General features: G+C 66.7%; 1 pseudogene. It reads left to right on the top strand.

The features are described 5' to 3' along the window. Positions 1-938: pseudogene (locus tag PV772_RS23000) on the top strand (pyruvate dehydrogenase (acetyl-transferring), homodimeric type); the annotation flags it as partial.

Genomic DNA, 938 nt, shown 5'->3' with positions numbered 1-938 from the left:
GGGCAGAACTACCTGTCGGTGGACCGGGACCTGGTCCTGGCCTACAAGGAATCCCCCGCCGGGCAGCTGATCCACCCCGGCATCAACGAAGCCGGCGCCGTGGCAGCCTTCACCGCCGCCGGAACCTCCTACGCCACCCATGGCGCCCCCCTGGTCCCGGTCTACGTGTTCTACTCCATGTTCGGCTTCCAACGCACCGGCGACGCCTTCTGGGCCGCCGGCGACCAAATGACCCGCGGCTTCATCATCGGCGCCACCGCAGGACGGACCACGCTCACCGGCGAAGGCCTCCAGCACGCCGACGGCCACTCCCCCCTCCTGGCCTCTACCAACCCCGCCGTCCTCACCTACGACCCCGCCTATGGCTACGAAATCGGACACATCGTCCGCTCCGGCCTGGAACGGATGTACGGGCCGGACTCCACGGACAAAAACGTCATGTACTACCTCACCGTGTACAACGAACCCATCATCCAGCCCGCAGAACCCGAGAACCTCGACGTCGAAGGCGTCATCAAGGGCATCTACCTCCTCGCCCCGGCCAAGATCGACGGTCCCCGCACCCAGATCCTCGCCTCCGGCGTCTCCGTGCCCTGGGCCATCGAAGCCCAACGCGTCCTCGCCGACGACTGGAACGTCTCCGCCGACGTCTGGTCCGTGACCTCCTGGAACGAACTGCGCCGCGACGGCCTCGCCGCCGAAGAAGAAGCCTTCCTCAACCCCGGCCAACCCGCCCGCGTCCCCTTCGTCACCCAGCAACTCGAAGGCGCCACCGGCCCCATCGTCGCCGTCTCGGACTACATGAAAGCCGTCCCCGACCAGATCCGGCAATTCATCCCCAACGAATACGCCACCCTCGGCGCCGACGGCTTCGGCTTCTCCGACACCCGCGCAGCAGCCCGCCGCTACTTCAAAAACGACACCCACTCCATCGTGGT

The sequence above is a fragment of the Pseudarthrobacter sp. CC12 genome, from assembly GCF_039907755.1.
Taxonomy (GTDB): Bacteria; Actinomycetota; Actinomycetes; order Actinomycetales; family Micrococcaceae; genus Arthrobacter; species Arthrobacter niigatensis.
Note: the sequence above shows the minus strand (reverse complement) of the source record. Positions and strands in the feature narration are given on the sequence as shown.